Origin of the sequence: Streptomyces sp. AV19, assembly GCF_015999245.1 — a bacterium.
Classification (GTDB): Bacteria; Actinomycetota; Actinomycetes; order Streptomycetales; family Streptomycetaceae; genus Streptomyces.
In genome coordinates, this window is record NZ_JAEAMR010000007.1 from 1,055,852 (window position 1) to 1,078,783 (window position 22,932).

A 22,932-nucleotide genomic window follows, 5' to 3' on the forward strand; every position below is an offset into this window, starting at 1 on the left:
GGGGGGGGGGGCGACCCCTCCGGCCCGTGCCCGTGGCGCGCCTCTCGGGTCCCCGCCCCGCCCCCGCCGCAACAGCGTGCAGCGCCTCGCGAGCCCCCGCCGCGCGGGCGAGCCGGGGGTGCCGCCCCGGCGGCGGCCGACCGGAACGCCCCGCCCCGTCGCACAGCATGCAGCGCTCCGTGGCGCCCGCCGCGCGGGCGAGCCCGGAACGCCCCCGCGCCGCGGCGCCGTCACTCGTCGCCGAGCAGCCCCCGGCGCAGCCGCACCAGCGTCCGTGACAGCAGACGGGACACGTGCATCTGCGAGATGCCGAGCTCCTCGCCGATCTCCGACTGGGTCATGTTGGCGACGAACCGCAGCGAGAGGATCTTCCGGTCGCGCGGCGCGAGTTCGGCGATCAGGGGCTTCAACGACTCGACGTACTCGACGCCTTCGAGGTCGTGGTCCTCGTAGCCGATGCGCTCGGCGAGGGCGCCGTCGCCGCTGCTGTCGTCGGCCTCGGCGGGCGCGTCCAGGGAACTGGCCGTGTACGCGTTGCTCGCGCTCATGCCCTCGACGACCTCGTCCTCGGAAATGCCGAGGTGGGCGGCGAGTTCGGCGACGGTGGGGGAACGGTCCAGGCGCTGGGCGAGGTCGTCGCCCGCCTTGGCGAGGGCGAGGCGGAGCTCCTGGAGGCGGCGCGGGACGCGCACCGACCAGCTCGTGTCGCGGAAGAAGCGCTTGATCTCGCCGATGATGGTCGGCATCGCGAAGGTCGGGAACTCGACGCCGCGGCTGAGCTCGAAGCGGTCGATGGCCTTGATGAGGCCGATGGTGCCGACCTGGATGATGTCCTCCATCGGCTCGCTCCGTGTGCGGAACCGGGAGGCGGCGAACTTGACGAGCGCCAGGTTCAGTTCGACGAGGGTGTTGCGTACGTACTGGTAGTCGTGCGTCCCTTCCTCGAGCGACTCCAGGCGCGCGAAGAGGGTCTTGGACAGGGCCCGCGCGTCGACCGGTTCCACCTCGTCGTAAGGGGGGATCTCCGGGAGGGGCGGGAGCGTTGCGGGTGCCGACGAGGCGCTCTCCGGGGCCTCCGGAGAGGCAGTTCCACAAGTGGTCCCACTGATAAGGCAAGTGGCCCCACTGGTGAGGGGGGAACGCGGTTCGTCGAGCCGGGGTGACATGGTCTCCTCCATCGTTCTCGGCATATGGCCGCCGGTGCCATGAGCTCGTACTGCGGTTTGCGGCGCCTCCGGGCCGTCGGTGGTGGGCGATGTACTCCTCTAGCCGTATCGGTCTTTACCGCGGCTTGGCAAGTCTGGAATGTCTAAATTGGCCCGTAAATGTCGGAACTTGGACTTTCGGCGCCCGTAAGGAACGCGTAGGGTTTCCGCTGTCCTCAGCGGGCATGGCACGGCATGGGCACACCACGGAGGGATGCGCGATGAAAAGCGGAGATACCAGGGAAAAGGTGTCGGCGTCATGAGCGCGACCCGACTGCGGGTGGAGGTCCGGCGGCACGGTTCCAGCGCCGTCGTGACGCCACGGGGTGAGCTCGATCACCATACGGCCGAATTGCTCCGCGAACCCCTCGAGAACTGCGCCGCGGAGACGGGCGCACGCGTCGTGATCGACTGCTCACAGCTCGAGTTCTGTGACTCCACCGGACTCAACGTCCTGCTCGGCGCCCGGCTGAAGGCCGAGGCCACGGGCGGGGCCGTACACCTGGCGGCGATGCGCCCCGTGGTGGCCCGGGTCTTCGAGATCACCGGGGCCGGCGCCGTCTTCGTCGTCCACGGCACGCTCGACGCCGCGCTGGCCGAGTAGCGCCCGCCGCGCCGGCCCTGGCACGCGAGCCGCGTCACAGGTGTCCGCGGCGCCGCTCCGGGCAGGAGCCAGCTGGATCCGCTCGCACGCGGCGGACCGACCCCCCTTCTCCATACTTCTCTACGGTCAATCGGTGAGGTGAAGCGCTGATGAGCACCACCCGGCCGTCCCGGCCGGCGCCGGGCGAGCCCGGCCCGGAGGCGCACGGTTCCGCCGCGGCCGGCCCCGCCGGGCAGGACGGGCCGTCCCGCAGGCTCCACCTCGTCGGGGTCGGTGGCGCGGTCCCCATGTCGCGCGACTTCACCCGCCAGGCGCTCCTCGACTGGGGCTGGCTGCCGGCGCCCACCGCCGACCACCGCGCCGCCGCGGAGGACGTCCTGCTGGTGGTCTCCGAGCTGGTCACCAACGCCTGCCTGCACGCGGGCGGGCCGGAGGAGCTGCTCGTGAGCCGGGGGACCAAGGTGCTGCGCCTGGAGGTCTCCGACCTCGGCGCCGGCGAACCCTCCCCCCGCACCCCGCACCGCGCGGGCCGCCCCGGGGGGCACGGCATGTTCATCGTCCAGCGGCTCTGCCTCGACTGGGGCGTCGTGCGCCACGAGGGGGGCGTCGGCAAGACCGTCTGGGTGGAGCTGGCGGCTCCGGGATAGCCCGACGGGGAAGCGGACCCCCGGGACGGGGAAACGGACCCACAGGGCGGGAAACGACGACGGAGGGCCCCCGGCGCGCCATTGCGCCGGGGGCCCTCCGTCGTCGTGCGTCAGCCGTCCGTCAGCGGACGTCGCCCATCAGGGCCTCGATCTTCTTGCGGGACGACCAGACCGCGACACCCGCCACGGCCGCGACCGCCGCCTCGCCGAGGATCACGCCGAAGCTGTTGAGGTCCACGCCCGCCGTCGCCATCAGGGTCATGACGCAGTCGCCCGCGGTGACCGCGAGGAACCAGACGCCCATCATCTGGCTGGCGTACTTCTGCGGCGCCATCTTCGTGGTCAGCGACAGACCCACGGGGGACAGGCACAGTTCACCGAGGGTCTGCAGCATGTAGATGGTGATCAGCCACATGGGGCTGACCGTATTGCCGTCCGTCGCCATGTTCATGGGGATGGCGAACAGCACGAAGGAGGCACCGGCCAGCAGCATCGCCGCGGAGAACTTCACCGTGGAGCTGGGCTCGCGCTTGCGGCGCGCCAGCGCCACCCACATCGCCGCGAAGATCGGGGCGAGGACCAGGACCCAGGCCGAGTTGACTGACTGGAACCAGGTGGACGGGAAGTGGATGCCGAAGACGTTGTCCGTGGTCTTCTTCTCGGCGAAGGTCGACATCGTCGAGCCGGCCTGGTCGAAGATGCCCCAGAACACGGCGGCGGCGACGAAGAACCAGATGTAGCCGCTGACCTTGGTCTGCTCCTCCGACGTCAGCTCCTTGTCCCGCTTGATGCGGGCCAGCACGAAGATCGGGACGATCAGGCCGACCAGGGCGATGGGGACCAGGGCCCAGTTGATCGTGAAGTGACCGGTGCCGACCACGACGCCGTAGAAGATCGCGGCTATGACGAGCCAGATCACGCCCTTGAGCAGCCAGGAGTTGCGCTCGGCGGGCGTCAGCGGCATCGGGACCGTGCTGCTCTTGGGGTCCAGCCAGCGGGTGCCGATGAGGAACGCCACCAGACCCAGGCCCATGCCGATCGCGGCGATGGTGAAGCCCAGGTGCCAGCTGTACTTCTGGCCGATGGTGCCGATGACCAGCGGAGCGCCGAGGCCACCGACGTTGATGCCGATGTAGAAGAGCGTGAAACCGCCGTCGCGACGCGGGTCCTTCGGGCCGTTGTAGAGGTGGCCCACCATCGTCGAGATGTTGGACTTCAGCAGACCCGAGCCGATCGCCACCAGCGCCAGACCCGCGAAGAAGGTCGGCTTGCCGGGCAGCGCGAGCAGCAGGTGACCACACATGATCACGCTGGCCGCGATGGCCACCGTCTTGCGCGGACCCCACACCCGGTCACCGAACCACCCGCCGGGCATGGCCAGCAGGTACACCATCGCCACGTACACCGAGTAGATGGCGAGCGAGGTGGACTCCGGCATCGCCAGACCGCCGCCCTGGCTGCCGTCCTTGGCGTCCGGGCCGCCGGCGATCAGGTAGAGGACGAGGAGGGCGCGCATTCCGTAGTAGGAGAAGCGCTCCCACATCTCGGTCAGGAAGAGGGGGGCCAGGCCGAGGGGGTGGCCGAAGAGGGTCTTGCCGCCGGAGACAGGGGTGTTGTCCCGGGGAGTTGACTCCTTCGTCAGGCTGGACGCCATGGTCGATCCTTGGGTTCCGAGGACGCGCGTGGAGCTGCTGCGCGCCCGTATGGGGGTTGGCCGGCACCGGCTACCGCACCGCCCGCCCCCACGCCCTTGGGGTTCGGCTCCCCTTTGGGGGAGCCGGCAGAGCGGCCGTACTCCGGGATCCACGCCCCCGCGCACCTTCGCACGACGGACCCGGCCGACAGGTCATTCACTGAGGAACGGGACTGGGGGTTCTCCAGTCGGGTTCCGGGCCCGTGCACAACGGGGACCTCCGGCGTGCGTCGTGCCGAAGGTCCCCCATTGGTGCCAAGACTTCCGGTAACCATACGTCACACCCCGGCCCGATATGGAGGGGGTTGAGACGTGGATCACAGTGGCCGGCGGAACCATTCACCCCGGTTCAAGAGTGGTAGAAGGTTCGGCAATCCGTCTCCGCCCGTGCTCCGGAGTGCGCTCTGACGTGCGCCCGAGCGGACTACCATCAGCTCCATGACCCGAGTACTGCTCGCCGAGGATGACGCGTCCATCTCGGAGCCGCTCGCGCGCGCCCTGCGCCGTGAGGGGTACGAGGTGGAGGTGCGTGAAGACGGTCCGGCCGCGCTCGCCGCCGGCATCAAGGGGGACGTCGATCTGCTCGTCCTGGATCTCGGGTTGCCCGGCATGGACGGCCTGGAGGTCTGCCGCAGGCTGCGCACCGAGGGTCATGGCTTCCCCGTGCTCGTCCTCACCGCCCGCGCCGACGAGGTGGACACCGTCGTCGGGCTGGACGCCGGCGCCGACGACTACGTGACCAAGCCCTTCCGCCTGGCCGAGCTGCTCGCCCGCGTCCGGGCCCTGCTCCGGCGCGGCGCCGCCGATTCCCCCCAGCAGGCCGCCACCCACGGCGTCCGGATCGACGTCGAGTCCCACCGCGCCTGGATGGGCGACGAGGAACTGCAGCTGACGGCGAAGGAGTTCGACCTCCTGCGGGTGCTCGTCCGGGACGCCGGCCGGGTCGTCACCCGCGACCAGCTGATGCGCGAGGTCTGGGACACCACCTGGTGGTCGTCCACCAAGACCCTCGACATGCACATCTCCTGGCTGCGCAAGAAGCTCGGCGACGACGCGGCCAACCCGCGCTACATCGCCACCGTCCGGGGCGTCGGCTTCCGGTTCGAGAAGAACTGACGGGGACGGGAGCAAGAGCCGAGGAAGCACCGCCGTGCGCCGCCGACTGATCAATTCCACGCTCGCCGTCGTCCTCGTCGTGATCGCCGTCTTCGGCATCTCGCTCGTCATCGTCGAGACCCGCACCATCGAGAACAGCGCGCGCGAGAGCGTGCAGGGCGAGGCCCTGCGCCTGGTGAGCATCGTCGAGGGCCGGCTGGCCGGGGGCGAGCGGGTGGAGTCCGAGGTGCTGCGCGAGCAGATCGCCACCGACCGCTACGCCCGGGTCGAGATCCCCGGGCGGCCGCCCATCGAGATCGGCACCCGCCCGGAGGGCGGCGTGATCGCCTCCACCGAGCCGGGCGAGCACGGCGAGGTCGTCCGGGTCGAGGAGTCGCGGGCGACGGTCAGCAAGGAGGTCGGGCGGACGCTGCTGGTGATCCTCGCCGTCGCGCTGATGGCCGTGGTCGCCGCGGTCTTCCTGGCCGTACGGCAGGCCAACCGGCTCACCGCCCCGCTCACCGACCTCGCCGAGACGGCCGAGCGGCTGGGCTCCGGCGACCCCCGCCCCCGGCACCGCCGCTACGGCGTCCCCGAGCTCGACCGGGTCGCCGACGTGCTGGACGGCAGCGCCGAGCGCATCGCCCGGATGCTCACCGCCGAGCGCCGCCTGGCGGCCGACGCCTCGCACCAGCTGCGCACCCCGCTGACCGCGCTGTCCATGCGGCTGGAGGAGATCACGCTCACCGACGACCCGGAGACGGTCAAGGAGGAGGCGACGATCGCCCTCACCCAGGTCGAGCGGCTCACCGACGTCGTCCAGCGGCTGCTGACCAACTCCCGCGACCCCAAGACCGGTTCGGCCATCACCTTCGACCTCGACGAGGTCGTCCAGCAGCAGCTCGACGAGTGGCGGCCCGCGATCCGGGCCAGCGGCCGCGCCCTGGTGCGCTCGGGCAAGCAGGGCCTGCGGGCGGTGGGGACGCCCGGCGCGGTCTCCCAGGTGATCGCGACGCTGATCGAGAACTCGCTGATGCACGGGGACGGCGCCGTCGCCCTGCGCACCCGCGTCACCGGCAACCAGGCCGTGATCGAGGTCTCCGACGAGGGGCCGGGGGTGCCGACCGACCTGGGCGCCCGGGTCTTCGAGCGCACGGTCAGCGGACGGAACTCCACCGGGCTCGGGCTCGCCGTGGCGCGGGACCTGGCCGAGGCGGACGGCGGGCGGCTGGAGCTGCTCCAGCAGACCCCGCCGGTCTTCGCCCTGTTCCTGAGCATGGAGGCGGAGCAGAGCTGAGCTCCCCGGGGCTCAGCGGGAGTGCGGCCGGGGAGCTCAGCGGGAGTGCGACGGGGCCTTCGCCCGCTGCTGCGGGACGTCGGCCAGGAACGATTCAGCAGTACGTGATCCGGCAGTACGTGCCGGCCGCGTGCTCCGCACCGGCTGCTGCGTCCGGAACACCCACGTCCGGTAGGACCAGAAGCGGAACACCGTCCCGATCCCCAGCCCGATCACGTTCTTCGCGATGTTGTCCGCGAGGGACGAGGTGAGGCCGAAGCCGTAGTGCGACAGCGCCAGGATGCCGTTCTCGATCACCAGGCCCGCCCCGCTGAACAGCAGGAACAGCGTCATCTCCCGGCTGCGCCGGCTCCGGTCGCAGTGCCGGTACGTCCAGTAGCGGTTGCCGACGTAGTTGGTGGCGATCGCGACGGCCGTGGCGATCACGCCGGACCGGACCACCGCGAGGCCGAAGCCGTGCCGGCAGATGTTGAAGACGATGAGGTTGACCACGAATCCCATGGCGCCGACCGCGCCGAACTTGGCGATTTCGCGGGCCAGCCGCTCCAGCCGGGAACGCACTGTGCGCCGATGACTCATGAGTTCGTCAGGCTCCGTATGGATGGGCGGTCAGGGCGTGGGGCAGAGGCAAACAAGCCTCCATGCTAGCGACCGGGCCCGGCGGCGGCCCGGGGGTGTGGATGAACGTCCGGCGAACCGCCGCCCGGCCCGCCTTTGGAGGATCGCCCAAGGGGCGGCCGGGGCCGGTCGTGCGTGCGGATACCCTGGGGGCGTGACGTTCCCGGTAGTCGGCATGGTCGGCGGCGGCCAGCTCGCCCGCATGACCCACGAGGCGGGCATCCCCCTCGGCATCCAGTTCAAGCTGCTCAGCGACACCCCGCAGGACTCTGCGGCCAAGGTCGTCAGTGAGGTGGTCATCGGCGACTACCGCGACCTCGACACCCTTCGTGCGTTCGCACAAGGATGCGATGTCATCACCTTCGACCACGAGCACGTTCCCACCGAACACCTCAGGGCCCTGGAGGCCGACGGGATCCCCGTCCGCCCGGGGCCCGACGCTTTGGTGCACGCCCAGGACAAGGGCGTGATGCGGGCGAAGCTCGACGGGATCGGCGTCCCCTGCCCGCGCCACCGGATCGTCGACGACCCGGCCGACGTGCGGCGCTTCGCCGAGGAGGGCGACGGCTTCCCGGTCGTCCTCAAGACCGTCCGCGGCGGCTACGACGGCAAGGGCGTCTGGGTCGTCCGCGACGAGCGGGAGGCGGCCGAGCCCTTCCGCGCCGGGGTGCCCGTCCTCGCCGAGGAGAAGGTGGACTTCGCCCGCGAGCTGGCCGCCAACGTGGTGCGTTCCCCGCACGGCCAGGCCGTCGCCTACCCGGTCGTCGAGTCGGTCCAGGTGGACGGCGTCTGCGACACGGTCATCGCGCCCGCGCCGGGCCTCTCCGGCGAACTGGCCGCGCACGCCCAGGAGCTCGCCCTGCGGATCGCTAAGGAGCTGGGCGTCGTCGGCCACCTCGCCGTCGAGCTCTTCGAGACCCCCGACGGGCGGGTGCTCGTCAACGAGCTCGCGATGCGCCCGCACAACTCCGGGCACTGGACCCAGGACGGCGCGATCACCTCGCAGTTCGCCAACCACGTCCGCGCCGTGCTCGACCTCCCGCTCGGCGACCCCCGCCCGCGCGCCAAATGGACCGTGATGGCGAACGTGTTGGGCGGCGACTATCCGGACATGTACTCCGCGTACCTCCATTGCATGGCGCGCGACCCCGGGTTGAAGATCCATATGTACGGCAAGGACGTCAAGCCCGGCCGCAAGGTCGGACACGTCAACACCTACGGCGACGACCTGGCGGAGGTGCGCGAGCGCGCCGCCCACGCCGCCGGATATCTGCGAGGGACGATCACCGAATGAGCAGTTCCCCCCTGGTGGGCATCGTCATGGGCTCCGACTCCGACTGGCCCGTGATGGAAGCCGCCGCCCAGGCACTGGCCGAGTTCGAGATCCCCCACGAGGTGGACGTCGTCTCCGCGCACCGCATGCCCCGCGAGATGATCGCCTACGGGGAACGGGCCGCGGACCGGGGACTCAAGGCGATCATCGCGGGGGCGGGGGGCGCCGCCCACCTGCCCGGCATGCTGGCCTCCGTCACCACGCTCCCGGTGATCGGCGTGCCCGTGCCGCTCAAGAACCTGGACGGAATGGACTCCCTGCTCTCCATCGTCCAGATGCCTGCCGGGGTCCCGGTCGCCACGGTCTCCGTCGGCGGCGCCCGCAACGCCGGGCTGCTCGCCGTCCGCATGCTGGCCGCCCACGACGGCCAACTGCGCGACCGAATGCGGCGGTTCCAGGACGAGCTCAACGAGCAGGCGACGGAGAAGGGCCGGCGGCTGCGCGCCAAGGTCGAGGGCGCGGCGGGCTTCGGATTCGGGGGATGACGGTGAACGAACTCGACCGCGCCCGCGAACTGCTCGCCGCGCACCCCGTCGTCGACGGGCACAACGACCTGCCCTGGGCCCTGCGCCAGAACGTCGCCTACGACCTGGACCGGCTCGACATCGCCACCGACCAGAGCGGCGCCGGCCTCCACACCGACCTGCCCCGGCTGCGCGCCGGCGGCGTGGGCGGCCAGTTCTGGTCCGTCTACGTGCGCAGCGACATGGCCGGCGACGACGCGGTCAGCGCCACGCTGGAGCAGATCGACATCGTCCGGCAGCTGACCGAGCGCTACGCGGACGACCTGCGGCTCGCGCTGACCGCGGACGACCTGGAGGCGGCGCGGGCGGAGGGCCGGATCGCGTCCCTGATGGGCGCCGAGGGCGGCCACAGCATCAACTGCTCGCTCGCCACGCTGCGTTCGCTGTACGCGCTCGGCGTGCGCTACATGACCCTCACCCACAACGACAACATCCCGTGGGCGGACTCGGCGACGGACGAGCCCCGGGCCGGCGGCCTGACCCGCTTCGGCGAGGAGGTCGTCCGCGAGATGAACCGCCTCGGCATGCTCGTCGACCTCTCGCACGTCTCCGCCGGCACGATGCGGGACGCGGTACGGGTGAGCGAGGCGCCGGTGATCTTCTCGCACTCGTCGGCGCGGGCGGTCTGCGACCATCCGCGGAACGTGCCGGACGACGTGCTGGCCTCGCTGGCCGCGAACGGGGGCGTGGCCATGGCCACGTTCGTCCCCAAGTTCATCCTGCCGGGGGCGGTCGAGTGGACCGCGGCGGCGGACGAGAACATGCGCGCCCACGGCTTCCACCACCTCGACACCACCGCCGAGGCGATGGCCGTCCACCATGCCTTCGAGGCGTCCCGCCCGCGCCCGGTCGCCACGGCGGCGACGGTCGCGGACCACTTGGACCACATGCGCGAGGTGGCCGGCGTCGACCACATCGGCATCGGCGGCGACTTCGACGGGACGGCGTTCACACCGGCGGACCTGGCGGACGTGGCCGGTTACCCGAACCTGATCGCGGAACTGCTGCGCCGGGGCTGGTCGGACGCCGACCTCGCGAAGCTGACGTGGCAGAACGCGGTACGGGTGCTGCGGGACGCGGAGGCGGTGGCGCGGGATGTCCGCGCGCGGCGGGGGCCGTCGGTGGCGACGATCGGGCAGCTGGACGGCTGAGTGCCGAGGAGGTGCCGGGCAAGCGGGACATCCGGCCTGCCCGGCGCGTCCGCGCCCCCCGGCGCAGGGATTCGTCGCGGCCTCATCAGACCGCGATGCCCGACAGCTTCGACAGCCTGAGGAGTTGAGGGTTGCTTCGGCGGTGCAGGGACGACAGGACCCGGAACACCTCCCGCCCCATCGGGTGGATCCGCGCCATCTGCGGTGCCACGTCCCAGGCGGTGGACAGGTTCTCCAGGGCCCCCTCCCGGTCACCGATGTCGAGCTGAGCCCGCGCCATGTTGATCCGCGTCGGGGCGATGCGGGTGGGCGGCAGCCCGTCCAGGACGGCGTCAATGTCCTCCGCCGCACTCAGCGCCTCACGGGGCTTGCCCAGGTCCAGACGGGTGGCGAGTACGTGCGTGGCCGTGTTCTGGGGGCCGAAGATCATGTGGTGACGGTTCCAGTCCAAGCTGAACCACTCAGCGGCTTTGGCCGCAGACGCGATGTGCCGCTCGGCCTGCTGCTTGCCCTCCGCCTTGTCCTTGAGCCGACCGGCCAAGGTCATGCCCCGGAGGTTGAGCAGACCGACCGCGAATGCGCGTTCCTGCCCCGACAGGCTCCGCTGAGCCGCACCAATGGCGCGGTCAACAATGGTCAGCCCGCCTTCGAAGTCCCCGCCGTTCAGATACGCCCCGGCCCTGTCCCGCGCCGCGATGGCTTCGCTCAGGGGGTTGTTCCGCTGCTCCACAGCCCACCGCTGACGTGTCACGGCCAGCTCTGCCATGTCCATCCACCTGTGCCGTGCGGCTAGCCAATAGACGGTGCCGTAGACGTCCGTGAGTGCCGCCCAGGCTTCCGCCGTGTTCGCGGCGTACGCGAACGTCGTGGCGTCCCTGAGCAGCCTCGGCAGCCTGGCCAGGAGACGGGTCACCTCGACGTCGTCCCGGAGCTGCCCGGCGACCTCCAGGGCAGAGCTGATCTCCCCTTCCCCGACCTTCCGCCTTCCGGGCAGGTCGAAGTCCCTGACAGCCGACCGCAGGGCAAACAGATGCGCTTCCGAGTCGTGCTCCACAGTGACCTTGCCCTGCACTTCGGCCATGGACAGCCCCAGGGCTTCGGCCAGAGCGGCGGCAGCCGCAGGTGTGAGCGCCCGGTCCCCCACCTCGATCTTGGACAGCAGGGAGACGGAGACGTTCGCCTTCCTGGCCAGCCGCGCCTGCGACAGGCCGCGCGCCTTCCGGAGTAGCGCCAGGTTCGCGCCGGGGGCCGGATCAGTGCTCATGGGCTCATGTCTTCCTCGCGGATACAGGTCCTGCCGTCCATGCTCACAGGCTGCGCGTCTGCCCGCACACCCGTTGTGCAAACTCTGTGCAAGTTCCCGCATCTGTGCGGGCGTTGACTGGGTGACACGGCCGGAGGGACAGCAGAGTGGGAGCAATCCTCACCATGACCACGGACACCGAGGCAGCCGCGCAGCAGGCCGACGTCTTCGACACCCTGGTCTACGCGGAGTCGGTAAAACGGCGCCGGCCCTGGGCGCCTCACGGGTTACCGCCGCCCGCCCCCTGCATTGCCGACCGCCGGCCGGACGAGCTCCAACGCACCACCCCCGCGGACAGCCAACGCTGTCCACTCCATCGAGAGAAAGGGAACACGGTGGCAACAGCAGTACAGCTCAGGGACCCTCGCACCTGCGTCACCCCTGAAGTCTGGGAGCGTGAGGTACGGCTGATCATGCGTGACCACGGCATGGACCGTGAGACGGCGGAGCGCACCTTCGGCCAGACGATCGCCTACCTGGTCACGTCCGCCGAACGGCCCGACGTCCGTATGGGCCCGGCCCCACGTGTGGACTTCGGCGTTCACTCGTTCGTACTCGACAGCATCAACTACTCGGCCTTCTGCAACACGGTCGCCGGACACTACGTTCACCACGTCCCGCACCTCCCCCAGCAGAACGGCGGTGAGGCTCCCTCACTGCGGGAGACCGTCCAAGCGATCAAGGCAGCCGGGTTCGCCATCGACCCCGAACTGTGGAACGCCGATGAGGCCGATTGTTCGCAGTGTCACGCCGGGTGCACTGACAGCCCGGTCGGCGGGAAGTAACAGCGAGGATCGTCGGACGGGTGGCTCCCCCAAGCCGGGGGAGCCACCACCCATGAAGGGGACGGCATGGAAGCAGTCACCGCAGCGTGGGAACGCTACGCGGCTGGTCGGACGCCGCGCAGGGCCCACAACGCGGTTGGTGCCAGCACATGGTTGAACTGGACTCAGTACGCCGACCACGGGCCCGATGAGTCGGTGATCGGCAAGATCCAGGGGCGTCGCGTGCTGGAACTCGGGTGCGGTACCGGCTGCAACCTTGCCCACCTGGCGACACTCGGCGCGGAGTGCGTCGGCATCGACATCGCCCCGACCCAGTGCGAGAAGGCGGAAACGCGGTGGGGCCACCTCCCCGGCCTGTCCTTCCGGACGGCGGAAGCGACGGAGTTCCTGACCGGTCACCCCGAGAGCTTCGATGTCGTGCTGTCGATCTTCGGCCCTGTCTGGTTCACCGACCCGACGGCACTCCTCCCGCTAGTGCGCCGCAGCCTGACTGCTGGTGGAGTGTTCGTGTTCTCGCACAAGCCGCCCCGGCCCGATCAGCGACCGGGGGAACCTCTTCGAGAAGCGCGTGCAGTGTCGCGCTGGGACCATTCCCCGGGCGAGTGGACATCCTTGCTGGCGTCGGCCCACTTCAAGAGCATCGCAGCAGAGATCATCGATCCGCCGGATGGCAAGCGTGAAGGGACGTTGCTCGTGCGCGCCGAGGTGTGAGAGGAACGGATTCTTCCCGGCCGGGGCCAACCGGACCACGCCGCAGTTCAGTTGGCAGACTCGGCGCCTTCGGGCGGAGCCGCCGCGTCGGGCTTCGCGATGACCTGGACACCCCGAACGATCCCCTCGGCTTCGAGGGCGCCGATGGCGGACTTGATCGTGCGGTGGCTGACCGTGCCGCCGGTCTCCATCTCCAGCTCGTGCTGGGAGGGGATGCGGCGGCCGACTGGGATCTCCCCGCAGCGGATGCGCTCGCGCAGGACGGATGTCAGCTGCACGTACATCGGGGTGATGCTTTCCCGGTCGATCTCGATCACGACTCGGAGCCGGCCTTGCGCTCGATGACGAACGACCCCTTGCCGACGACCGTTCGTACGTAGCCCAGATCGGCCAGTAGGACCAGCGTCTTCCGAGCAGTTCCCCGGGCGATCCCGAACTCCTGCATCAGTCGGTCGACGCCGGGCACGGCGCGGCCCAGTGGGTACACGCCGCTGTCGATCCGGGAGATCAGGACTGCGGCAAGTTGCAGGTACAGCGGGTCGGCCGCTTCCGGGTCGAGTTCGTCGTTCGGGCCGTAGCCCTCAGGGATGTCCACCATGGCTAGACCGTATGTGGCCAGGGAAAACAAGAATCATCCGTGTCATGGCATGGCCTGCCATGACCAGGTTGCAGTAGTCTCCGGCCACGGCATGAGAAGACCCCCGCGACGGATGCGAGCCGTCCGGGGGCGTGGCCACCAACCACATGGGGGGTTGATAACAGTGCTCCAAACTACGCCTCAGCACTCGATGCTGCGGACTTTCCGGCTCCTTGCCGAGTGCAAGCGAGCGTTGGACGCCATTTGGCGTGCGGAAACGCCGGAGGTCTCCGGATGACCCGCGCGCACGAGCCCGTCCCCGTCCACCTCCACGCGGCCGCGCTGGTGGACGATCCCGAGCCCGTGCCGGGATGCGATGTCTGCGGCGCGCTGGTCCGGCAGCGCAGAGAAGCGCGGCGGAGCGGCGACTTCTCGCAGGTCACGGATTGCAACGTCGAGTTGCGTCAGCATCCCCACGCCAGGAGGCGCCGGTGAGCGCGTCGCTGTACCGGACCGCATTGCGGCGTCTGTCGGGAGTCATCCGCAGGTTCGGGCGGCGTCCCGCCCTGCCGCAGGACTCGGTCTCCGAAACGCCGCCGGTTCCCACCTGTTCACCGCGCCAGGATCGTCCCCTGCCGACGCATCGACCCGGATCCCGAGGTATGCCCGTGCTGCCCGTCGTCCACCCCACCCAGCGCCACCCCGGCGCCCGGTGGCTCGTCTCCCGCGTCGTACACCCGCGACTCGTCCACGAGGCATGGGTGCTTGGCCAGGCACCGGCCATTGAGGTCGGACACCGCTTCGACGTCATCCACCTGCCGGCCGGCATCGTCGAGGCCGCCGTCACCGGCATCAAGACCGACGATGCGGTCGAGGAGGCGTTCCGCCGTATCGGCATTGGCCATGGCGTGGTGGTCTCCCGCCGCCGAGACCTCTATACCGTCCTCGTGCGGCCGGGCACGGCTCGGACATGGCAGGTGCCCGGCACGGTCTCAGTGGGGTCGCACGATCACCTTCGATATCTCCGCGCACCTCATCCGGAGCACCGGGAAGGACCGGGCGCGTTCTGGCTCCTCCCCGTGCCCGACCAGGACGATCAGCTCGCCGAGGCCGCGCACCTCCTCAAGTTCCTCTCCGTCAGCCGTGGACGACGGGACGGGGGCGTGACCGCTGCCCCATAGCAACGTCGACCGCCCCGGAACAGCCGCGGGACAAGCGGCTGTTCCGGGGCGGCCTCCCGTCGAGAACGGACCCGAAGAGCCCTACGGCAGGTTGCGCGCCATCACGATGCGCTGCACCTGGTTCGTGCCTTCATAAATCTGCGTGATCTTCGCGTCGCGCATCATCCGCTCCAGCGGGTAGTCGCGCGTGTAGCCGTAGCCGCCGAGCAGCTGGACCGCGTCCGTGGTGATCTCCATGGCGGCGTCCGAGGCGTAGCATTTTGCGGCCGCGCCGAAGAAGGTCAGGTCGCCGTCCTGGCGCTCGGAGCGGGCCGCCGCCGCGTACGTCAGCTGCCGGGCCGCCTCCAGCTTCATCGCCATGTCGGCGATCATGAACTGGACGCCCTGGAAGTCGCCGATCGGCTTGCCGAACTGCTTGCGCTCCTTGACGTACTCCTTGGCGTAGTCGAGGGCGCCCTGCGCGATGCCGAGGGCCTGGGCCGCGATGGTGATGCGGGTGTGGTCCAGGGTCTTCATCGCGGTGGCGAAGCCGGTGCCCTCCGCGCCGATCATGCGGTCGGCGGGGATGCGGACGTTGTCGAGGTAGACCTCGCGGGTGGGGGAGCCCTTGATGCCGAGCTTCTTCTCCGGGGCGCCGAAGGAGACGCCCTCGTCGGACTTCTCGACGACGAAGGCGGAGATGCCCTTCGAGCGCTTCTCCGGGTCGGTCACGGCCATCACCGTGTAGTACTCGCTGACGCCGGCGTTGGTGATCCAGCGCTTGACGCCGTTGAGCACGTAGAAGTCGCCGTCGCGGACGGCGCGGGTCTTCATGCCGGCCGCGTCCGAGCCCGCGTCGGGCTCGCTCAGGCAGTACGAGAACATCGCGTCGCCCTTGGCGAGCGGGCCCAGGTAGCGCTTCTTGAGCTCGTCCGAGCCGGAGAGGGCGACGGGCAGCGAGCCCAGCTTGTTGACCGCCGGGATCAGGGAGGACGAGGCGCAGACCCGGGCCACCTCCTCGATCACGATGACCGTGGCCAGCGCGTCGGCGCCCGCGCCGCCGAACTCCTCCGGGACGTGCACGGCGTGCAGGTCGGCGGCGACCAGCGCGTCGAGGGCCTCCTGCGGGAAACGGCCCTCCTCGTCCACCTCGGCGGCGAACGGCGCGATCTTCGCCTCGGCCAGCGAGCGCACGACCTTGCGGAGCTCGTCGTGCTCCTCGGACACCTTGTACAGGTCGAAGTCCTTGTTTCCCGCCACGGCGAAACTCCCCAGAGCGCATGTTAATTACTGACTAGTAACCGCGATTGTAGGGGCGCCGCTCCAGGCCGGGATACGTGAGCTTGCCGACAGCACCCGATCACCCGGAATCTCCCCAACCGGGGCCCCGACTATGCTCGGGCCACGCAATCGGCACCTCCGTACGTATCTGGAGCACGCATGGCCCCCAAGATCACCGTGATCGGCACCGGCTATCTCGGCGCGACCCATGCCGCGGCCATGGCCGAACTCGGTTTCGAGGTGCTGGGCCTCGACGTGGTCCCCGAGAAGATCGAGATGCTCTCCCGCGCCGAGGTCCCGATGTACGAGCCGGGGCTGGAGGAGCTGCTGGGCAAGCACGTCGCCGGGCTGGAGGGCTCCAGCGGGCGGCTGCGCTTCACCACCTCCTGGGAGGAGGTCGCGGAGTTCGGCGACGTCCACTTCGTCTGCGTCAACACCCCGCAGAAGCACGGCGAGTACGCCTGCGACATGTCGTACGTCGACGCCGCCGTCGCCTCCCTCGCGCCGCTGCTGCGCCGCCCCGCGCTGGTCGTGGGCAAGTCCACCGTGCCGGTGGGCTCCGCGGCCAGGCTGGCGCGCATGATCACCGAACTCGCCCCGGCCGGCGCGGAGGTGGAACTCGCCTGGAACCCGGAGTTCCTGCGCGAGGGCTTCGCCGTCGAGGACACCCTGCACCCCGACCGCATCGTCGTCGGCGTCCACGGCGAGCGCGCGGAGAAGGTGCTGCGCGAGGTGTACGCGACGCCGGTCGGCGAGGGCTCGCCGTTCGTCGTCACCGACTATCCGACCGCCGAGCTGGTCAAGACCGCCGCGAACTCCTTCCTCGCCACGAAGATCTCCTTCATCAACGCCATGGCCGAGGTCTGCGAGGCCGCCGACGGCGACGTGGCCAAGCTGGCGGAGGCCATCGGGCACGACGAGCGGATCGGGAAGAAGTTCCTGCGGGCCGGCATCGGCTTCGGCGGCGGCTGCCTGCCCAAGGACATCCGCGCCTTCATGGCCCGGGCGGGCGAGCTCGGCGCCGATCAGGCGCTCACCTTCCTCCGCGAGGTCGACTCCATCAACATGCGCCGCCGCGGCCACATGGTCGAGCTCGCCCGCGAGACGGTGGGCGGCAGCTTCCTCGGGCAGCGGGTGGCGGTGCTGGGCGCGACCTTCAAGCCGGACTCCGACGACGTACGGGACTCGCCGGCGCTCAACGTCGCCGGGCAGATCCACCTCCAAGGCGGGCAGGTCACGGTCTACGACCCCAAGGGGATGGAGAACGCGCGCCGGGTCTTCCCGACGCTGGCGTACGCGGACAGCGCGCTGGACGCCTGCCGGGGGGCGCGGGTCGTCCTGCACCTGACCGAGTGGGCGGAGTTCCGGTCGCTGGACCCGGTGGCGCTGCGCGACGTCGTCGCGGAGCCGCATCTGCTGGACGGCCGCAACGCGCTGGACGCGGTGGTGTGGCGCGCGGCCGGATGGACGTACCGGGCGATGGGCCGCCCTCGGGCGTAGCCCCGGGCCGCCGAGTGGCGGGCGCCCGCCCCCGGGCCCACGCTGGACCCATGCCCGAAGTACGGAACTACGCGCCCGGCATCCCCTGCTGGGTCGATCTCATGGCACCCGACCAGCGGGCCGCGCTCGACTTCTACCGGGACCTGTTCGGCTGGCAGGGCGAGCCCGGGCCGCCGGAGACCGGCGGTTACGCGGTCTGCACGCTGAACGGCCGGGCCGTGGCCGGCATCGGGCCCGCCATGGCCCAGGACGGACAGCCCGCGCCGCCCACCGCGTGGACGACCTACTTCTCGGTCGCCGACGCGGAGGCGGCGGCGGGCGCGGTCGCCGCGCACGGCGGCAAGGTCGTCATGCCCCCGATGGACGTGCTGACCTTCGGCCGGATGGCCATCGTCGCCGACCCCTCGGACGCCGTCTTCGGCCTCTGGGAGGCGCGTGACTTCTTCGGCTGCGAGGTCGTCATCGACCCGGGGTCGCTCGCCTGGAACGAGCTCAACACCCCGGACGCCGAGGCGGTCGCCGACTTCTACCCCGCGGCCCTGGGCGTCACGGTCGCGCCCTCCCAGGCGATGCCCGGCGGCTTCGAGTTCACCGTCGAAGGGCGGCCCGTGGCCGGGGTCCAGCCCCTCGACCGGCTCCTGCCGGAAGCGCCGCCGCACTGGCTGACGTACTTCGCCGTGGACGGGACCGACACCACGGTGGACGCCCTTGTCAGGGCCGGAGGGTCGGTCCTCGTGCCGCCCTTCGACATGGTGGCGGGCCGGATCGCGGTCGTCTCCGACCCGCAGGGCGGCGTCTTCGGGCTCATCGAGGTCGCGCCGGAGTATCTGCAGCAGGCGGCGGCCTGAGCGACGCACGCGTCAGGAGACGGTGACCTTCTCGTCGTTCTTCAGCTGCGCGAAGAGCTGCTTGGACTTCACCGGGTCCCACTTGACCGCCACGCCGTCGCCGCGCGTGGGCAGGTTGGCGTTCCCTATCGGCACGGTCATCTGCTTGCCGTCGCCGCCGGTGACGCCCTTCATCGCCCAGAACATCGACGTCAGGTCCCACAGCTCCATGTCCTCGTCGACGATGAGCGTGTCGAGGCCGGAGCCGATCACCGGGTAGAGCCGGAACGGGTTGAGGATCGTGGACGGCGAAGCGGCCTGCTTGGCCAGGGTGTTGAGGAACTTCTGCTGGTTGCGCATCCGGCCCAGGTCCTGGTCGGCCTCCTGGTGGCGCTGGCGGACGAACGCCAGCGACTGCTTGCCGTCCAGCGTCTGGCAGCCGGCCTTGAAGTCGGCGCCGGAGTCGCGGTCCTTGACCGGCTTGTCGATGCACATGTCCACGCCGCCGAGCGAGTCGACCAGGCTGCGGAAGCCGCCGAAGCCGATCTCCGCGTAGTGGTCGATGCGGAGCCCGGTGTTGAACTCGACGGTCCGTACGAGCAGTTCGGCGCCGCCGTCCGAGTACGCCTGGTTGAGCTTGTGCGCCGAGGCGGGGTACTGCTTGCCGGACTTCGCGCCGGTGAAGGCGGGGATGGTGACGTAGGAGTCACGGGGCAGGCTCAGCATCGTGGTGCCGTTGTCGCCCGTGTGCAGGATCATCATCGAGTCGGTGCGCTTGCCGTCGGCGGAGCCGGTGTGCAGGTCCTTCTTGTCCTCGTCGGACAGGCCCTCGCGGCTGTCGGAGCCGACGATCAGGTAGTTGGTGCCCTCGCCGGCCGGCGGCCGGTCCGCCAGCCTGCCGAGGTCCACCTCGCGCCGCAGCTTGGAGTCGGCCCAGAAGTAGGTGCTGACGGAGACCACGAGCAGGACGGCGAGGAAGGCGAGCAGGCCGACGGTGATCCGCTTGCGCCAGTTCGGTCGGGCGCTGCGGGGAGCAGGGGTGCGCCCGTAGACCTGGCCCGTGTTGTAGCCGTCGTGCGACGACGACGCGGGGGAGCCCTCGGGACGTATGGGGCCGCCGGGGCTCCCGTACGGGTTCCGGGGATCGTTGTTCCGCGCATCGGGCCACTGGTTCATGAGGGCAAGTGTGCCCGGCCGCGCGCGGTGCCCCGCCGGGTGCTACGAGACCGGGGCAGGGCTGTTGCAGACCTGACACATGCGGCCTGGCCGGTGGCGCCCGCATACAGTGGGGTGCATGACCACTCACGACCGGGCCCCGGAGTCCGGTGAGGCCGGCATACCCGGCAAGCCGTCCTCCGCGTCGCGCACCACGCTGTCCCACATCATGACCAGCAACGAGACCAATCTGCTGGGCACGGTGCACGGTGGCGTGATCATGAAGCTGGTGGACGACGTGGCCGGCGCGGTCGCCGGCCGGCACTCCGGCGGCCCGGCCGTGACGGCGTCCATGGACGAGATGGCCTTCCTGGAGCCCGTCCGGGTCGGGGACCTCGTCCACGTGAAGGCCCAGGTGAACTGGACCGGCCGGTCCTCCATGGAGATCGGCGTACGGGTCCTCGCCGAGCGGTGGAACGAGTCGGGGCCCGCCACGCAGGTCGGCAGCGCCTACCTCGTCTTCGCGGCCGTCGACGAGAACGGCAAGCCGCGCCCGGTGCCGCCGGTGCTCCCGGAGACGGACCGCGACCGGCGCCGCTACCAGGAGGCCCAGATCCGCCGCACGCACCGCCTCGCCCGGCGCCGCGCGATCATGGAACTCCGCCAGAACCGGGCTGCCGAGGGCTACGAGGACTGAGGGGCGGGACCGGGGCGAACCCTCCAGCACCGGCGGCGCTAGGAACCCGGCGGGCACACCACCCGGTCCCCCGTGAGTACCCTGCCGTCCTCCCCGGCGGCCTGCGGCCGCGCCCGCTCCAGCGCCCGCACGGGCTGGACGCCCCCGAAGTCCGCGCCCAGCGTCACCTTCATCACCGGCCCCTGTCCGGCCACCGCCCGCAGTCCGGTGCCCGGCAGGGCGGCCGCCAGCGTGCGCGCCGAGCGGTCCCAGCGCGGGTCGAAGGCGATCTCCGTGCGTGGCACGGGCGGCGGCGGGGCGGCGGCGGGTACGCCCGTGGTGGCGAAGCCGGTCGCCCGCAGCGCCGTGTCCGCCGCGCGGCCCAGGCCCGGGCGGCCGCTGCCGTCCAGGACCTGGACGCGGATCCGCCCGGGCGGCACCTCGACGAAGCGGGGCGAGGGCGGCGGGTTCCCCGCCTTCCCGTCATGCGCACCGGGCGCCCCCCGAGCCACCCGCGGCGCCAGCGGCCGGTCCGCGCGTAGCGCCCCGAAGATCCGCTCGGCGCCGGGCCCGTCCCAGCGCACCGTCGAGCCGACGCCCGGGACGGGGAAGTCGGAGACGGAGACCGGCACCGAGGTGAACTCGGCCGTCGCGGGGGTCAGGTTCCGCGCCGCGCGGCCCAGCTCCACCAGCTGCTCCCCGCCGAGGTCGCGGTCGGCGCGGACCGCGCCGAGCACGGTCACGGCCACCTCGTGGAACAGCGGCGGGTCCGTCAGCACCCCGCTGCCCGCCGCCCGCTCCAGCAGGGCGGCGAGGAACCGCTGCTGCCGCTGCATCCGCTCGAGGTCGGAGCCGGAGCCCAGGTGCCGGGAGCGCACGTACTGCAGCGCCCGCCCGCCGTCCAGCGTGCTGGTGCCGGACGGCAGGTCGAGCCCGCTCCAGTCGTCCCGGAGCGGCTGTTCCGTGCAGACCCGCACCCCGCCGAGGAGGTCCACGGTCCGCATGAAGCCGGTGAAGTCGACCTCCAGGTAGTGGTCGACGTGCACCCCGGTCAACTGCTCGACGGTGCGCACGGTCAGCCGGGGGCCGCCCTCCGCGTAGGCGGCGTTGAGCTTCTGCGGATGGGCGGGGCGGCGGGCGCCCGAGAGGTCCTTGTGCTCGGGGAGCACGGCGTAGGAGTCGCGGGGGAGGCCGACGACGGTCACCCGGTCACGGGCCTCGGAGAGGTGCACCAGCATCACGGCGTCGGTGCAGTGGCAGGGCGCGCCGCCCAGCCGGTAGCGGTCGCGTTCCGCGGCGGTGATCGCGTCGCGGCCGTCGGTGCCGACGACCAGGATGGTGGTGCCCAGGCCGGCCCGGGGCCGGTCCCGCAGTCCGGCGAAGGGGTCGGTGCGCCCCAGGCGCCGTTCGATGCCGTGCACCACCGTGTGCCCCGCGCCACTGATCACCAGCACCAGGAGGGCCGCCGCCGCGGCGAGGCGCAGTCCCCAGCGGGGGCGGCGCGGGGCGCTGTGGCGGGCTCGTCGGGTGCGGGGAGGTAGAGGCACGGGGAGACCTCCGCGGGGGACGGGGGAGGGGGGACCGGGTCACCGTAGGCCCATACGATCAACGGTCCGCGTCACCGCGCCGTCCGGCCGGGGCCCGCCACCCGGGCGGCGCGGCCGCGCGTCCCCCGTTCGCGGTAACGTGGCCGACGATCCCGCAGACCGTCACGGGGTGCACCCCGACCCCCGTACCCCCGAGGAACCATGCCAGAGCAGCAGCCGCCCGCAGTTTCCGTGATCATGCCGGTGCTCAACGAGGAGCGCCATCTGCGCACCGCCGTGCGGCACATCCTGGAGCAGGACTACGCCGGCGAGCTGGAGGTCGTGATCGCCCTCGGTCCGTCCAAGGACCGTACGGACGAGATCGCCGCCGAGCTCGTCCGCGAAGACCCCAGGGTGCACACGGTCCCGAACCCGACGGGCCGCACCCCCGCCGCCCTCAACGCGGCGATCAAGGCGTCGCGGCACCCCGTCGTCGTCCGGGTGGACGGCCACGGCATGCTCTCGCCCGACTACATCGAGAAGGCCGTGCGGCTGCTGGGCGAGACCGGCGCGCAGAACGTCGGCGGCATCATGCACGCCGAGGGCGAGAACGACTGGGAGCACGCCGTCGCCGCCGCCATGACCTCGAAGATCGGGGTGGGCAACGCGGCGTTCCACACCGGTGGCGCGGCGGGCCCGGCCGAGACCGTCTACCTGGGCGTCTTCCGGCGGCAGGCGCTGGAGCAGCAGGGCGGGTACAACGAGGAGTTCATCCGGGCCCAGGACTGGGAGCTCAACTTCCGCATCCGCGAGGCGGGCGGGCTGATCTGGTTCTCGCCGGAGCTGAAGGTCTCCTACCGGCCGCGGCCGAGCGTGCGGGCGCTCGCCAAGCAGTACAAGGACTACGGCCGTTGGCGGCACGTCGTCGCCCGCTTCCACAAGGGCTCGATCAACCTGCGCTACCTGGCCCCGCCGACCGCGGTGGTCGCCGTCGCGGCCGGTCTGGTCGTGGGCGCGGTGGTCACGCCGTGGGCGCTGGTCGTGCCGGGCGGCTACCTGGCGGCGATCGTCGCCGGTTCGGTCCCGGCGGGCAAGGGGCTGCCGCTGAAGGCGCGCGTGCAGATCCCCGTGGCGCTGGCGACGATGCACATGTCGTGGGGCTTCGGCTTCCTCACCAGCCCGCGCTCGCTGGCGAAGCGCGTCATCGCCAGCCGCAGGCCCGCGGTCAAGGCGTGAGGTGACGGGCCGCCCCCGGGTCCGGGGG

At 71.1% G+C, this 22,932-nt stretch carries 23 protein-coding genes and 1 pseudogene; 15 read left to right on the forward strand and 9 right to left on the reverse strand.

Annotated elements, in window-relative coordinates:
- Positions 1–230 precede the first annotated feature (230 nt).
- A complete protein-coding gene (locus I5Q34_RS14455; protein ID WP_374193011.1) occupies positions 231–1,178 on the reverse strand; it encodes an RNA polymerase sigma factor SigF in 948 nt (315 codons plus the stop codon).
- 286 nt (positions 1,179–1,464) lie between these two features.
- Between I5Q34_RS14455 and I5Q34_RS14460 the strand changes: the two genes are divergently transcribed.
- Together I5Q34_RS14460 and I5Q34_RS14465 are read left to right on the forward strand one after the other, a co-directional pair.
- Positions 1,465–1,809, forward strand: coding sequence for an STAS domain-containing protein (locus tag I5Q34_RS14460; RefSeq protein ID WP_199892579.1), 345 nt, complete (start codon positions 1,465–1,467; stop codon positions 1,807–1,809).
- Positions 1,810–1,958: 149 nt separating this feature from the next.
- Positions 1,959–2,456, forward strand: coding sequence for an ATP-binding protein (locus I5Q34_RS14465; protein ID WP_199892580.1), 498 nt, complete (start codon positions 1,959–1,961; stop codon positions 2,454–2,456).
- A 121-nt stretch (positions 2,457–2,577) separates the two neighbouring features.
- On the opposite strand, the gene I5Q34_RS14470 is transcribed toward I5Q34_RS14465, so the two are convergent.
- The gene (locus tag I5Q34_RS14470; RefSeq protein ID WP_199892581.1) at positions 2,578–4,110 is read right to left on the reverse strand and encodes a peptide MFS transporter; all 1,533 of its coding nucleotides are present in this window, start codon (positions 4,108–4,110) and stop codon (positions 2,578–2,580) included.
- A gap of 477 nt (positions 4,111–4,587) precedes the next feature.
- Between I5Q34_RS14470 and I5Q34_RS14475 the strand changes: the two genes are divergently transcribed.
- Complete coding sequence (locus I5Q34_RS14475; RefSeq protein WP_199892582.1) at positions 4,588–5,265, forward strand: response regulator transcription factor; 678 nt, start codon at positions 4,588–4,590, stop codon at positions 5,263–5,265.
- 34 nt (positions 5,266–5,299) lie between these two features.
- Positions 5,300–6,541, forward strand: a complete 1,242-nt coding sequence (locus tag I5Q34_RS14480; protein WP_199892583.1) for an ATP-binding protein — start codon at positions 5,300–5,302, stop codon at positions 6,539–6,541.
- A gap of 36 nt (positions 6,542–6,577) precedes the next feature.
- Here the strand turns inward: I5Q34_RS14480 and I5Q34_RS14485 are convergent, their stop codons facing one another.
- The gene (locus tag I5Q34_RS14485; RefSeq protein ID WP_199892584.1) at positions 6,578–7,120 is read right to left on the reverse strand and encodes a GtrA family protein; all 543 of its coding nucleotides are present in this window, start codon (positions 7,118–7,120) and stop codon (positions 6,578–6,580) included.
- A gap of 214 nt (positions 7,121–7,334) precedes the next feature.
- On the opposite strand from I5Q34_RS14485, the gene I5Q34_RS14490 reads away from it, so the two are divergent.
- Genes I5Q34_RS14490 through I5Q34_RS14500 form a run of 3 tightly spaced genes read left to right on the forward strand, consistent with a single transcriptional unit; the run spans position 7,335 to position 10,167 of the window.
- Positions 7,335–8,453: a 5-(carboxyamino)imidazole ribonucleotide synthase gene (locus tag I5Q34_RS14490; RefSeq protein WP_234428960.1), complete on the forward strand. Its 1,119-nt coding sequence runs from the start codon at positions 7,335–7,337 to the stop codon at positions 8,451–8,453.
- Positions 8,450–8,977 (forward strand): 5-(carboxyamino)imidazole ribonucleotide mutase, encoded by a 528-nt coding sequence (purE, locus tag I5Q34_RS14495; RefSeq protein ID WP_199892585.1) that lies wholly within the window; start codon positions 8,450–8,452, stop codon positions 8,975–8,977. Before I5Q34_RS14490 ends, purE begins: the two co-directional genes overlap by 4 nt.
- On the forward strand, positions 8,974–10,167 hold the full coding sequence (locus tag I5Q34_RS14500; RefSeq protein WP_199892586.1) for a dipeptidase: 1,194 nt from the start codon (positions 8,974–8,976) through the stop codon (positions 10,165–10,167). The genes purE and I5Q34_RS14500 overlap by 4 nt, the downstream gene beginning before the upstream one ends.
- Before the next feature lie 85 nt (positions 10,168–10,252).
- Here I5Q34_RS14500 and I5Q34_RS14505 read toward each other — a convergent pair whose 3' ends face one another.
- Positions 10,253–11,431 carry a helix-turn-helix domain-containing protein gene (locus tag I5Q34_RS14505; protein ID WP_199892587.1) on the reverse strand — a complete coding sequence of 393 codons (1,179 nt, stop codon included), beginning with the start codon at positions 11,429–11,431 and terminating at the stop codon, positions 10,253–10,255.
- A gap of 452 nt (positions 11,432–11,883) precedes the next feature.
- Between I5Q34_RS14505 and I5Q34_RS14510 the strand changes: the two genes are divergently transcribed.
- Positions 11,884–12,255 carry a hypothetical protein gene (locus I5Q34_RS14510; protein ID WP_234428762.1) on the forward strand — a complete coding sequence of 124 codons (372 nt, stop codon included), beginning with the start codon at positions 11,884–11,886 and terminating at the stop codon, positions 12,253–12,255.
- A 66-nt stretch (positions 12,256–12,321) separates the two neighbouring features.
- Positions 12,322–12,966, forward strand: a complete 645-nt coding sequence (locus tag I5Q34_RS14515) for a bifunctional 2-polyprenyl-6-hydroxyphenol methylase/3-demethylubiquinol 3-O-methyltransferase UbiG (protein WP_199892589.1) — start codon at positions 12,322–12,324, stop codon at positions 12,964–12,966.
- Positions 12,967–13,013: 47 nt separating this feature from the next.
- On the opposite strand, the gene I5Q34_RS14520 is transcribed toward I5Q34_RS14515, so the two are convergent.
- Together I5Q34_RS14520 and I5Q34_RS14525 are read right to left on the reverse strand one after the other, a co-directional pair.
- On the reverse strand, positions 13,014–13,283 hold the full coding sequence (locus tag I5Q34_RS14520; protein ID WP_199892590.1) for a GntR family transcriptional regulator: 270 nt from the start codon (positions 13,281–13,283) through the stop codon (positions 13,014–13,016).
- Entirely contained in the window at positions 13,280–13,564 is a 285-nt protein-coding gene (locus tag I5Q34_RS14525; RefSeq protein WP_199892591.1) for a GntR family transcriptional regulator, read from the reverse strand. The genes I5Q34_RS14520 and I5Q34_RS14525 overlap by 4 nt, the downstream gene beginning before the upstream one ends.
- Positions 13,565–13,693: 129 nt before the next feature.
- Here I5Q34_RS14525 and I5Q34_RS14530 point away from each other — a divergent pair.
- Both I5Q34_RS14530 and I5Q34_RS14535 read left to right on the forward strand, forming a co-directional pair.
- Positions 13,694–14,038: pseudogene (locus I5Q34_RS14530) on the forward strand (hypothetical protein); the annotation flags it as partial.
- Between the two features lie 167 nt (positions 14,039–14,205).
- Positions 14,206–14,724: a hypothetical protein gene (locus tag I5Q34_RS14535; RefSeq protein ID WP_199892592.1), complete on the forward strand. Its 519-nt coding sequence runs from the start codon at positions 14,206–14,208 to the stop codon at positions 14,722–14,724.
- An 81-nt stretch (positions 14,725–14,805) separates the two neighbouring features.
- Here the strand turns inward: I5Q34_RS14535 and I5Q34_RS14540 are convergent, their stop codons facing one another.
- Positions 14,806–15,963 carry an acyl-CoA dehydrogenase family protein gene (locus I5Q34_RS14540; RefSeq protein WP_199892593.1) on the reverse strand — a complete coding sequence of 386 codons (1,158 nt, stop codon included), beginning with the start codon at positions 15,961–15,963 and terminating at the stop codon, positions 14,806–14,808.
- A 180-nt stretch (positions 15,964–16,143) separates the two neighbouring features.
- Between I5Q34_RS14540 and I5Q34_RS14545 the strand changes: the two genes are divergently transcribed.
- The gene (locus tag I5Q34_RS14545; protein WP_199892594.1) at positions 16,144–17,484 is read left to right on the forward strand and encodes a UDP-glucose/GDP-mannose dehydrogenase family protein; all 1,341 of its coding nucleotides are present in this window, start codon (positions 16,144–16,146) and stop codon (positions 17,482–17,484) included.
- 50 nt (positions 17,485–17,534) lie between these two features.
- Positions 17,535–18,332: a VOC family protein gene (locus I5Q34_RS14550; protein ID WP_199892595.1), complete on the forward strand. Its 798-nt coding sequence runs from the start codon at positions 17,535–17,537 to the stop codon at positions 18,330–18,332.
- Positions 18,333–18,344: 12 nt separating this feature from the next.
- On the opposite strand, the gene I5Q34_RS14555 is transcribed toward I5Q34_RS14550, so the two are convergent.
- A complete protein-coding gene (locus I5Q34_RS14555) occupies positions 18,345–19,487 on the reverse strand; it encodes an LCP family protein (RefSeq protein WP_199892596.1) in 1,143 nt (380 codons plus the stop codon).
- A gap of 118 nt (positions 19,488–19,605) precedes the next feature.
- Between I5Q34_RS14555 and I5Q34_RS14560 the strand changes: the two genes are divergently transcribed.
- Positions 19,606–20,163 carry an acyl-CoA thioesterase gene (locus I5Q34_RS14560; RefSeq protein WP_199892597.1) on the forward strand — a complete coding sequence of 186 codons (558 nt, stop codon included), beginning with the start codon at positions 19,606–19,608 and terminating at the stop codon, positions 20,161–20,163.
- Positions 20,164–20,201: 38 nt separating this feature from the next.
- On the opposite strand, the gene I5Q34_RS14565 is transcribed toward I5Q34_RS14560, so the two are convergent.
- Complete coding sequence (locus I5Q34_RS14565) at positions 20,202–21,689, reverse strand: LCP family protein (protein ID WP_199892598.1); 1,488 nt, start codon at positions 21,687–21,689, stop codon at positions 20,202–20,204.
- Positions 21,690–21,890: 201 nt separating this feature from the next.
- Between I5Q34_RS14565 and I5Q34_RS14570 the strand changes: the two genes are divergently transcribed.
- Entirely contained in the window at positions 21,891–22,904 is a 1,014-nt protein-coding gene (locus I5Q34_RS14570) for a glycosyltransferase family 2 protein (RefSeq protein WP_199892599.1), read from the forward strand.
- Positions 22,905–22,932 lie beyond the last annotated feature (28 nt).

Bases quoted from the DNA above. Each gene is read 5' to 3' on its own strand.
- I5Q34_RS14455 (WP_374193011.1), bottom strand. From the start codon at position 1,178: ATGGAGGAGACCATGTCACCCCGGCTCGACGAACCGCGTTCCCCCCTC.
- I5Q34_RS14460 (WP_199892579.1), top strand. From the start codon at position 1,465: ATGAGCGCGACCCGACTGCGGGTGGAGGTCCGGCGGCACGGTTCCAGC.
- I5Q34_RS14465 (WP_199892580.1), top strand. From the start codon at position 1,959: ATGAGCACCACCCGGCCGTCCCGGCCGGCGCCGGGCGAGCCCGGCCCG.
- I5Q34_RS14470 (WP_199892581.1), bottom strand. From the start codon at position 4,110: ATGGCGTCCAGCCTGACGAAGGAGTCAACTCCCCGGGACAACACCCCT.
- I5Q34_RS14475 (WP_199892582.1), top strand. From the start codon at position 4,588: ATGACCCGAGTACTGCTCGCCGAGGATGACGCGTCCATCTCGGAGCCG.
- I5Q34_RS14485 (WP_199892584.1), bottom strand. From the start codon at position 7,120: ATGAGTCATCGGCGCACAGTGCGTTCCCGGCTGGAGCGGCTGGCCCGC.
- I5Q34_RS14490 (WP_234428960.1), top strand. From the start codon at position 7,335: ATGGTCGGCGGCGGCCAGCTCGCCCGCATGACCCACGAGGCGGGCATC.
- purE (WP_199892585.1), top strand. From the start codon at position 8,450: ATGAGCAGTTCCCCCCTGGTGGGCATCGTCATGGGCTCCGACTCCGAC.
- I5Q34_RS14500 (WP_199892586.1), top strand. From the start codon at position 8,974: ATGACGGTGAACGAACTCGACCGCGCCCGCGAACTGCTCGCCGCGCAC.
- I5Q34_RS14505 (WP_199892587.1), bottom strand. From the start codon at position 11,431: ATGAGCACTGATCCGGCCCCCGGCGCGAACCTGGCGCTACTCCGGAAG.
- I5Q34_RS14510 (WP_234428762.1), top strand. From the start codon at position 11,884: ATGCGTGACCACGGCATGGACCGTGAGACGGCGGAGCGCACCTTCGGC.
- I5Q34_RS14515 (WP_199892589.1), top strand. From the start codon at position 12,322: ATGGAAGCAGTCACCGCAGCGTGGGAACGCTACGCGGCTGGTCGGACG.
- I5Q34_RS14525 (WP_199892591.1), bottom strand. From the start codon at position 13,564: ATGGTGGACATCCCTGAGGGCTACGGCCCGAACGACGAACTCGACCCG.
- I5Q34_RS14535 (WP_199892592.1), top strand. From the start codon at position 14,206: ATGCCCGTGCTGCCCGTCGTCCACCCCACCCAGCGCCACCCCGGCGCC.
- I5Q34_RS14545 (WP_199892594.1), top strand. From the start codon at position 16,144: ATGGCCCCCAAGATCACCGTGATCGGCACCGGCTATCTCGGCGCGACC.
- I5Q34_RS14550 (WP_199892595.1), top strand. From the start codon at position 17,535: ATGCCCGAAGTACGGAACTACGCGCCCGGCATCCCCTGCTGGGTCGAT.
- I5Q34_RS14555 (WP_199892596.1), bottom strand. From the start codon at position 19,487: ATGAACCAGTGGCCCGATGCGCGGAACAACGATCCCCGGAACCCGTAC.
- I5Q34_RS14560 (WP_199892597.1), top strand. From the start codon at position 19,606: ATGACCACTCACGACCGGGCCCCGGAGTCCGGTGAGGCCGGCATACCC.
- I5Q34_RS14570 (WP_199892599.1), top strand. From the start codon at position 21,891: ATGCCAGAGCAGCAGCCGCCCGCAGTTTCCGTGATCATGCCGGTGCTC.